The organism is Nocardiopsis sp. TNDT3 (assembly GCF_003427465.1).
GTDB classification, from domain to species: domain Bacteria; phylum Actinomycetota; class Actinomycetes; order Streptosporangiales; family Streptosporangiaceae; genus Nocardiopsis; species Nocardiopsis dassonvillei.
In genome coordinates this window covers 1-9,776 of the sequence record NZ_QPFC01000135.1, presented here as the reverse complement: position 1 = coordinate 9,776, position 9,776 = coordinate 1, and the positions used below count along the sequence as shown (strand labels likewise).

Sequence of the window (9,776 nt, the reverse complement as noted above, 5' to 3'; positions counted from 1 at the left end):
GGGGAGGGCGGCGGGGTGAGACGTGCCACGCACGGAGCGTACGGGGCTCGGTTGGCCGTATGTCCCCCCGACCTACCACAATGGGACCATGGCTGCGACTCCTCACCTGCGCCCCGCGCCCGGTTCCATCCCCACCGACCCGGGCGTGTACCGGTTCCGGGACTCCTCCGGACGCGTGATCTACGTGGGCAAGGCCAAGAACCTGCGGTCCCGCCTCTCCTCCTACTTCCGCGACTTCGCCGGACTGCACCCGCGCACGCAGCAGATGGTCTCCACCGCGGCCGACGTCGACTGGACGATCGTGGGCACCGAGGTGGAGGCCCTCCAGCTGGAGTACTCCTGGATCAAGCAGTACGACCCCCGGTTCAACGTCAAGTACCGCGACGACAAGAGCTACCCCTACCTGGCGGTCACCCTCCAAGAGGAGTTCCCCCGGGTGCAGGTCATGCGCGGCGCCAAGCGCAGGGGGGTGCGCTACTTCGGCCCCTACTCCCACGCCTGGGCCATCCGCGAGACCGTGGACCTGCTGCTGCGGGTCTTCCCCGTGCGCACCTGCTCCCCGGGGGTCTTCCGCGGCGCCCGCAACAGCGGCCGCCCCTGCCTGCTCGGCTACATCGGCAAGTGCGTGGCCCCCTGCGTGGGCAAGGCCTCGCCCGAGGACCACCGGGCCCTGGCCGAGGACTTCTGCTCCTTCCTGGCGGGCGACACCGGCCGGTTCCTGCGCGAGCTGGAGGGGCGGATGCGCGAGGCCGCCGGGGAGATGGAGTACGAGCGGGCCGCCCGCATCCGCGACGACATCGAGGCCCTGCGCGCCGCCCTGGAGAAGCAGGCCGTCGTCCTGCCCGACTCCACCGACTGCGACGTCATCGCCGTGGCCGACGACCAGTTGGAGGCGGCCGTGCAGATCTTCCACGTGCGCGGCGGGCGCATCCGCGGACAGCGCGGCTACGTGGTGGACAAGGTGGCCGACGACGGCCCCGGCGAGCTGATCGCGACCTTCCTCGGCCAGATCTACGGTCCCACCCGGGGCGACGACGAGAGCGGGGGCACCGGCACCGCCGTACCCCGCGAGGTCCTGGTCTCCCATGAGCCCGCCGACCCCGAGGCCATGGCCGCCTGGCTGTCGGAGCACTGCGGCTCCTCGGTGGACCTGCGGGTGCCGCAGCGGGGCGACAAGAAGTCCCTCATGGAGACCGTCGCCAAGAACGCGGCCGAATCGCTGGCCCGGCACAAGACCCACCGGGCCGGGGACCTGAGCACCCGCGGCCGCGCCCTCCAGGAGATCCAGGAGGCCCTGGAGCTGCCCGAGGCGCCGCTGCGCATCGAGTGCTTCGACATCTCCAACCTCCAGGGCGAGCACGTGGTGGCGTCCATGGTCGTCTTCGAGGACGGCCTGGCCCGCAAGTCCGAGTACCGCCGCTTCTCCGTCCGCGGCAGCGGCGAGGGCGGCCGGGAACAGCACGACGTCGCGGCCATGTACGAGGTCGTCCACCGGCGCTTCCGGCGCTACCTGGAGGAGAGCGCCCGCAGCGGCGAGGTCGCCCGCATGGGGGAGACCGGCGACCACGGTGGTCACCAAAGCGACGACGAGCCGTCACCCGGGAAGTTCGCCTATCCGCCTAACCTGGTGGTGGTGGACGGCGCCCGGCCCCAGGCCGAGGCGGCGCGCCGCGCCCTGGACGAACTCGGGATCGAGGACGTCGCCGTGTGCGGTCTGGCCAAGCGCCTGGAGGAGGTGTGGTTGCCCGGCGACGAGGACCCGGTGATCCTGCCCCGCGCGGGCGAGGGGCTCTACCTGCTCCAGCGGGTGCGCGACGAGGCCCACCGCTTCGCCATCCAGTACCACAGGCACAAGCGCGCCAAGGCGCTGACCGGCAGCAGCCTGGACGAGCTGCCCGGTCTGGGGCCGTCCCGCAGGACGGCCCTGATCAAGGCGTTCGGCTCGGTGCGCAGGCTCGCCTCGGCCACGGCCGAGGAGATCGCGGCGGTGCCCGGGATCGGCCCCAAGCTGGCCGAGGCCGTGCACGCACACCTGTCCGGCGGCCCCGCCACGACGGAGGGGCGGGGCGACGGGGCACCAGCACAGCACATCACTGACGGGGGAGGAGACGCATGACGGTCGAACTGGGTGGGGAACTGCCACCCGAGGTGGTCATCGTCACCGGCATGTCCGGTGCGGGCCGCAGCACGGCGGCCAGGGCCCTGGAGGACCTGGACTGGTTCGTGGTGGACAACCTGCCGCCCGGCCTGCTGCCGACGATGATCGAGCTGGCCGGACGCACGCACGGGGCGGTGCCGCGGGTCGCCGTGGTCGTGGACGTGCGCTCGCTGGCCTTCACCGAGGACCTGCTGTCCACGGTGGAGGAACTGCGCAAGCGCGACATCACCGCGCGCGTGCTCTACCTGGAGGCCGGTGACGACGCCCTGGTCCGCCGGTTCGAGGGCGTGCGCAGGCCCCACCCCCTCCAGGGCGACGGGCGCCTGACCGACGGCATCGACCGCGAGCGCGAGACCCTGCGGGCGGTGCGCGGCGAGGCCGACCTGGTCATCGACACCTCCCAGCTCAACGTGCACCAGCTCAAGGCCCGGGTGATCGGCTTCTTCGGGGAGAGCGACGAGGCGCGCCCCCGCGCCAACGTGGTCTCCTTCGGGTTCAAGCACGGCCTGCCGGTGGACGCGGACCTGGTGCTGGACTGCCGTTTCCTGCCCAACCCCCACTGGGTGCCCGAGCTGCGCCCGATGAACGGCCGTGACGACGCGGTGCGCGACTACGTCCTGGCCCAGGACGGGGCCAAGGAGATGCTGGAGGCCTACTCCGACGTCCTCAAGCTGACCATCGCCGGGTACCAGCGCGAGGGCAAGCACTACATGACGCTGGCGGTGGGCTGCACCGGGGGCAAGCACCGCAGCGTGGCCATGGCCGAGCAGTTCGCCGACCGGCTGCGCGGGCAGGGTGTGGACGTGCACGTGGTCCACCGGGACGTCGGCCGGGAGTGACCCGCGGGCGCCCGACACGCGCCCTGCCCGCGGTGCACCGTTCTCGGTGGTACGGTCCGATTCGTCCGGTGGACATGGGACGAGGGGCAGACCACAGCCATGGCGAAGAGCACAGCACCCGACGGTGACGGGCGGCGTCCGCCCCGGGTGGTCGCGTTGGGGGGCGGGCACGGCCTGCACGCCTCCCTGTCGGCCCTGCGCAGGGTGACGACCGACGTGACGGCGGTCGTCACCGTCGCCGACGACGGCGGCTCCAGCGGCCGCCTGCGCCGGGAGCTGGGCGTCCTGCCCCCCGGCGACCTGCGCATGGCGCTGGCCGCGCTGTGCGGCGACGACGAGTGGGGCCACACCTGGAGCGAGGTGATCCAGCACCGCTTCCGCTCCGAGGGCGAACTGCACGGCCACGCGGTCGGCAACCTGCTGATCGTGGCCCTGTGGGAGCTGCTCGGCGACTCCGTGGCGGGCCTGGACTGGGTGGGCCAGCTGCTGGGCGCGCACGGCAGGGTGCTGCCGATGTCGTCGGTGCCGCTGGACATCGCCGCCGAGGTGTCGGGGATCGACCCGGCGCGGCCCGAGGAGCTGACCACGGTGCGCGGCCAGGTGGCGTGCGCCAGCACCAGCGGCAAGGTGCGCTCCATCTCACTCATCCCCGAGGACCCGCCCGCCAGCCCGCAGGCGGTCAAGGCGGTGCGCGAGGCCGACTGGGTGGTGTTCGGCCCCGGGTCGTGGTTCACCAGCGTGCTGCCCCACCTGCTGGTCCCGGACCTGGCGCACGCCCTGGTCACCACCCGCGCCAAGCGGATGGTGGCGCTGAACCTGTCCCCGCAGCGGGGCGAGACCGACGGCTTCCGCCCCGAGACCTACCTGGAGGTGCTGCGCGAGCACGCGCCCAAGCTGGGGGTGGACGTGGTGCTCGCCGACCGGGGGACCGTGGAGGAGCCCGAGCCCCTGGTGCGGGCGGTCGGCGAGCTGGGCGGGCGCCTGGAGCTGGCGGAGCTGTCCCGCGACGACGGCACACCGAGACACGACCCCGACCGGCTCGCGGCGGCCTTCGAGAGGATCCTGGAGGGCTGAGGGCCGCGGTCCTCGCAGGTCGAGGGCAATTGGCCGCACACCGGCACGAAGGCCCCCAGGGCGCGCGGCGCGGCTGGTCGGCGGATGGGCAACACGCCGTGCGGGGGTCGGCAGCCAGCGCCCGGTCACGTAGTCTGCCACGGAGTAAGCCGCTCGTGGCCGGGCCACGGCGGCGCATCCCCGGTGCCGAGTGCGTGGTGCCGGGTCGGGTTGTGTGACGGGGAGGACCTCAGCGATGGCGATGACCGGCGTGGTGAAGGATGAGTTGAGCCGGCTGACCATTCTCAAGCCATGCTGCCGCAAAGCCGAGGTGTCCACCATCCTGCGGTTCACCGGGGGCCTGCACCTGGTGGGCGGGCGCATCGTGATCGAGGCCGAACTCGACACGGGCGCGGCCGCGCGCCGTCTGCGCAAGGACATCTCCGAGGTCTTCGGCCACGAGTCCGAGGTGGTCGTGCTGTCCCCGAGCGGCCTGCGCAAGGGCAACCGGTACGTGGTCCGGGTGATCAAGGACGGCGAGTCGCTGGCCCGGCAGACGGGGCTAGTGGACAACAACGGCCGCCCGGTGCGCGGCCTGCCCCGGCACGTGGTGGCCGGCGGAGCCTGCGACGCCGAGTCGGCCTGGCGGGGCGCGTTCATCGCGCACGGCTCCCTGACCGAGCCGGGCCGGTCGATGTCGCTGGAGGTGACCTGCCCCGGACCGGAGGCCGCGCTGGCGCTGGTGGGCGCCGCACGCCGGCTCAAGGTGCACGCCAAGGCGCGCGAGGTGCGCGGCGTGGACCGGGTGGTGGTCCGCGACGGCGACTCCATCGGCGCGCTGCTGACCCTGCTGGGCGCGCACCAGAGCGTGCTCGCCTGGGAGGAGCGGCGGATGCGCCGGGAGGTGCGCGCCACCGCCAACCGGCTGGCCAACTTCGACGACGCGAACCTGCGGCGCAGCGCGCGGGCGGCGGTGGCCGCGGGCGCGCGCGTGGAGCGGGCCCTGGAGATCCTGGGCGAGGACGCGCCCAAGCACCTGGTGGCCGCGGGGCAGCTGCGCCTGGCGCACAAGCAGGCCTCCCTGGAGGAGCTGGGACAGCTGTCCGTCCCGCCGCTGACCAAGGACGCCATCGCCGGACGTATCCGCAGGCTGCTGGCGATGGCCGACAAGCGCGCGAGCGACCTGGGCATCGAGGGCACCGAGGCCAACCTGACCCCGGACATGCTGGTCCCCTGACCCTGAGCCCTCCCCCGGCCCCCGGGCGCTGGCGCCGTAACACCGATGTTCGGCTTTGTTAACTGCGAAAACTCCGGGATAACTTCGGAAAATGGTATAGACCTCTCCGCCTCGCGGTGCCAGGATGGTCGCGAATCCACCGGGCCCGCAGGCTCGGCCGTGGCCCAGCAGCGGCTCTTCGCCGGTGCTCCGCTAGGCTCGTGGTGAACACCCTGTGTGCGTTGAACCTGCTCATGGCGGTCGGCCGGTTGACCCCGGAGTACGGCGTTCCAGGCGGGGGTTAATGCCCGGGTGGAAATGATGTGCGATATATGAGGAGATTGGTTCCGTGACCATCCGTGTAGGCGTCAACGGCTTCGGCAGGATCGGCCGCAATTTCTGGCGCGCGGTCGCCGCTGGTGGTAGCGACATCGAAATCGTCGCGGTCAACGACCTCACCGACACCAAGACGCTCGCGCACCTGCTCAAGTACGACACCGTGCTCGGCACCCTGGAGGGCGACGTCGAGGTCGGCGACGACTTCATCCGCGTGGGCGACAAGACCATCAAGGTCCTGGCCCAGCGCGACCCGGCCCAGCTGCCCTGGTCGGACCTGAACGTGGACGTGGTGGTCGAGTCCACCGGCATCTTCACCAAGGCCGAGGACGCCAAGAAGCACATCGAGGCCGGCGCCAAGAAGGTCATCATCTCCGCCCCGGCCAAGGGCGAGGACATCACCGTCGTCATGGGCGTCAACGACGACAAGTACGACGCGGCCAACCACCACGTCATCTCCAACGCCTCCTGCACCACCAACTGCGTCGCGCCGATGGCCAAGGTCCTCCTGGACAACTTCGGCGTCAAGCAGGGCCTGATGACCACGGTCCACGCCTACACCAACGACCAGGTCATCCTGGACTTCCCGCACAAGGACCTGCGTCGCGCCCGCGCGGCCGCGCAGAACATCATCCCGACCACCACCGGTGCCGCCAAGGCCACCGCGCTGGTCATCCCCGAGCTCCAGGGCAAGCTGGACGGCATGGCCATGCGCGTCCCCGTGCCCGACGGCTCCGTGACCGACCTGGTCGTCACCCTGGAGCGCGAAGTCACCAAGGACGAGGTCAACGCCGCGTTCAAGGCCGCCGCCGAGGGTCCGCTCAAGGACGTGCTCGTCTACACCGAGGACGAGATCGTCTCCTCCGACATCGTCGGCACCTCGCCCTCGTGCACCTTCGACTCCAAGCTGACCATGGCCTTCGGCAACCAGGTCAAGATCGTCGGCTGGTACGACAACGAGTGGGGCTACTCCAACCGCCTGGTCGACCTGGCCAAGCTGGTCGGCTCCGGCCTGTAGCGTCCACGGCCCTCATGGCCACCGGCGCGTGAGACGGCACCCCTTCGCCCGCAGTGCGCGCGGAGGGGTGCCGTCGTGCGCGCCCCTCCCGGCTCCACCGCCCGGGACCGCCACACCCCACATTCCAAGAGGAGACCCAGCATGCGGACGATCGACGACCTCGACGTCTCCGGCAGGCGCGTGTTCGTCCGGGCCGACCTGAACGTGCCCCTGGACGGCGACCGCATCACCGACGACGGGCGCATCCGCGCGGCCGTGCCCACCATCTCCGCGCTGCGCGAGCGCGGCGCCCGCGTCATCGTCGCCGCCCACCTGGGCCGCCCCAAGGGAGCCCCGGACCCCCGCTACTCTCTGCGCCCGGTCGCCGCCCGCCTGGGCGAACTGCTCGGCGCCGAGGTGGCCTTCGCCTCCGACACCGCCGGGGAGTCGGCCCGCGCCACCTCCGAGGCCCTCACGGACGGTCAGGTCGCCCTGCTGGAGAACGTGCGCTTCGAGCCGGGGGAGACCAGCAAGGACGACGCCGAGCGCGGGGAGCTCGCCGACCGCTTCGCCCAGCTCGCCGACCTGTACGTGGGCGACGCCTTCGGCGCCGTGCACCGCAAGCACGCCAGCGTCTACGACCTGCCCGGCAGGCTGCCGCACGCCGTCGGCGGCCTGGTGCTGAACGAGGTCGAGGTGCTGCGCAGGCTCACCGGCGACCCCCAGCGGCCCTACGCCGTGGTCCTGGGCGGCTCCAAGGTCTCCGACAAGCTCGGCGTCATCGACAACCTGCTGGGCACCGCGGACCGCCTGCTCATCGGCGGCGGCATGGTCTTCACCTTCCTCAAGGCCCAGGGCCACGAGGTCGGCTCCAGCCTGCTGGAGGCCGACCAGCTCGACACCGTCAAGGGCTACCTGGAGCGCGCCGAGCGCGAGGGCGTGGAGATCGTCCTGCCGGTGGACGTGGTGGCCGCCGAGAAGTTCTCCGCCGACGCCGCGCACGACGCGGTCGCCGTCGATGCCATCCCGTCCGACCGGATGGGCCTGGACATCGGCCCCCGCAGCCAGGAGCTCTTCGCGCGGAAGCTGGCCGACGCCCGCACCGTGTTCTGGAACGGCCCGATGGGCGTCTTCGAGATGGAGCCCTACGCCGGGGGCACCCGCGCGCTGGCCCAGGCCCTGATCGACTCCGGCGCCTTCACCGTGGTCGGCGGCGGCGACTCCGCCGCGGCCGTGCGCGCGCTGGGCTTCGACGAGGCGGCCTTCGGCCACATCTCCACCGGCGGCGGCGCCAGCCTGGAGTACCTGGAGGGCAAGGACCTGCCCGGTATCGACGCCCTGAAGTAAGCCCGAAGTCCCCTTTCACAGACGAGGAAGTGCCGACATGTCCCAGCGCCTGCCGCTCATCGCGGGCAACTGGAAGATGAACAACAACCACCTGGAGGCGATCGCGCTCGTCCAGAAGCTGGCGTTCGCGCTCAACGACAAGGACTACGACAAGGCCGAGGTCGTCGTCCTGCCGCCGTTCACCGACCTGCGCAGCGTCCAGACCCTGGTCGACGGCGACAAGCTCAAGATCGTCTACGGCGCCCAGGACATCTCCGCGCACGAGAAGGGCGCCTACACCGGCGAGATCTCCGGGTCCATGCTGGCCAAGCTGGACTGCTCCTACGTGCTGGTGGGCCACTCCGAGCGCCGCGAGTACCACCGCGAGGACGACGCCCTGGTCAACACCAAGGTCAAGGCGGCGTTCGCCAACGGCATCGTCCCGATCCTGTGCGTGGGCGAGGGCCTGGAGGTCCGCAAGGCGGGCCAGCAGGTCGAGCACGTCCTGGCCCAGTTGGACGGCGCCCTCAAGGAGGTCCCGGCCGAGCAGGCCGAGAGGATCGTCGTCGCCTACGAGCCCGTGTGGGCCATCGGCACCGGCGAGGTCGCCACCCCCGAGGACGCCCAGGAGGTGTGCTCGGCCGTCCGCGCGCGCCTGGCCGAGCTGTACTCGCCCGAGGTCGCGGGCGCGGTGCGCGTCCTCTACGGCGGTTCGGTCAAGGGCGACAACGCCCCCGGCATCATGGCCAAGGACGACGTGGACGGGGCCCTGGTCGGCGGCGCCTGCCTCAAGGCCGACGAGTTCGTGAAGATCATCCGCTTCGGCGACAACTAGCCGCGGCGAGGACCCCGCCCGTCACGCTTCGATGCCCGATGGTGACGGGCGGGGTGCCCGACAGGTCGCCGGGTCGGGCTAGACTTCGCTGTGGGGTTCTCCGTGCCTCGCGGTTTCCCCCGCCCGTGCCGCCAAGGGCACGGTAAAATCCGAAATTGTCCCCGGTCCCCTGATTCCCAGGTGTCCGCGCCGGTCCGGTGTCACCGCTGGTGCGCACGGGAAACGAGGGTCGGTCCATAACCCCCCCGCTTCGGGGTCGAGCTACGGGTGAGCGTGTGATCCTCGGTCTGTCCATCCTCGTGATGCTTCTCAGCGTGCTGTTGGTCCTCCTGGTGCTCATGCACAAGGGCAAGGGCGGCGGTCTCTCCGACATGTTCGGCGGCGGCGTCACGTCCTCGCTCGGCGGATCGTCGGTGGTCGAGCGCAATCTCGACCGGATGACCATCGCGATCGGGGTCGTGTGGATCATCGCCATCGTCATCCTCGGCCTGCTGATCAACCGGGGCATGTAGCCCGCGACCCGCGGGCACACCCCGTCCACCGTCAAGCTCGCCCGAGAACCGGTGAGCGAGTTCGCCGAAGGAGTTTTTCGTGGGTAGTGGCAGTGCCATTCGTGGCAGCCGTGTCGGAGCCGGTCCCATGGGTGAGGCCGAGCGGGGCGAGGCCGCCCCGCGCGTCCGGGTTCCGTTCTACTGCGCGAACCTGCACGAGGTCGTGCCCAGCTTCGCGAGCGAGGCGCTGGTCCCCGACGAATGGGACTGCCCGCGCTGCGGCTTCCCCGCGGGCAAGGACAAGGCGAACCCCCCGTCGCCGCCGCGCACCGAGCCGTACAAGACCCACCTGGCGTACGTGAAGGAGCGCCGCAGCGAGGAGGAGGGCAAGCTCATCCTCGACGAGGCCCTGGCCAAGCTGCGCGCCGACCGCGCCGCCGTCGAGGCCCACATGAGGGCCAGGCAGAACTAGCCGCTCCTTCCCCCACAGGCTTTCCGTGGGGCCCGTCGCGACCGCGACGGGCC

The 9,776-nt window shown here is 71.5% G+C and carries 9 protein-coding genes; all 9 read left to right on the top strand.

Annotated elements, in window-relative coordinates; translation table 11 throughout:
* The first annotated feature begins 88 nt into the window (after positions 1-88).
* The 9 genes from uvrC to DQW06_RS03850 all read left to right on the top strand — a co-directional run bounded on the left by uvrC (position 89) and on the right by DQW06_RS03850 (position 9,723).
* Positions 89-2,116 carry an excinuclease ABC subunit UvrC gene (gene uvrC / locus DQW06_RS03890; RefSeq protein WP_117197970.1) on the top strand — a complete coding sequence of 676 codons (2,028 nt, stop codon included), beginning with the start codon at positions 89-91 and terminating at the stop codon, positions 2,114-2,116.
* Entirely contained in the window at positions 2,113-2,997 is an 885-nt protein-coding gene (rapZ, locus tag DQW06_RS03885; protein WP_013154030.1) for an RNase adapter RapZ, read from the top strand. Before uvrC ends, rapZ begins: the two co-directional genes overlap by 4 nt.
* A 99-nt stretch (positions 2,998-3,096) precedes the next feature.
* Entirely contained in the window at positions 3,097-4,071 is a 975-nt protein-coding gene (gene yvcK / locus DQW06_RS03880) for a uridine diphosphate-N-acetylglucosamine-binding protein YvcK (RefSeq protein ID WP_013154029.1), read from the top strand.
* 235 nt (positions 4,072-4,306) lie between these two features.
* Complete coding sequence (gene whiA, locus DQW06_RS03875; protein WP_013154028.1) at positions 4,307-5,287, top strand: DNA-binding protein WhiA; 981 nt, start codon at positions 4,307-4,309, stop codon at positions 5,285-5,287.
* Between the two features lie 328 nt (positions 5,288-5,615).
* The gene (gap, locus tag DQW06_RS03870) at positions 5,616-6,620 is read left to right on the top strand and encodes a type I glyceraldehyde-3-phosphate dehydrogenase (RefSeq protein ID WP_013154027.1); all 1,005 of its coding nucleotides are present in this window, start codon (positions 5,616-5,618) and stop codon (positions 6,618-6,620) included.
* Positions 6,621-6,761: 141 nt separating this feature from the next.
* Positions 6,762-7,946 (top strand): phosphoglycerate kinase, encoded by a 1,185-nt coding sequence (locus DQW06_RS03865; protein ID WP_071622424.1) that lies wholly within the window; start codon positions 6,762-6,764, stop codon positions 7,944-7,946.
* 37 nt (positions 7,947-7,983) lie between these two features.
* Positions 7,984-8,760, top strand: coding sequence for a triose-phosphate isomerase (gene tpiA / locus DQW06_RS03860; protein ID WP_013154025.1), 777 nt, complete (start codon positions 7,984-7,986; stop codon positions 8,758-8,760).
* A 275-nt stretch (positions 8,761-9,035) separates the two neighbouring features.
* The gene (secG, locus tag DQW06_RS03855) at positions 9,036-9,272 is read left to right on the top strand and encodes a preprotein translocase subunit SecG (protein WP_013154024.1); all 237 of its coding nucleotides are present in this window, start codon (positions 9,036-9,038) and stop codon (positions 9,270-9,272) included.
* Positions 9,273-9,351: 79 nt separating this feature from the next.
* Complete coding sequence (locus DQW06_RS03850; RefSeq protein WP_013154023.1) at positions 9,352-9,723, top strand: RNA polymerase-binding protein RbpA; 372 nt, start codon at positions 9,352-9,354, stop codon at positions 9,721-9,723.
* Positions 9,724-9,776: the final 53 nt, after the last annotated feature.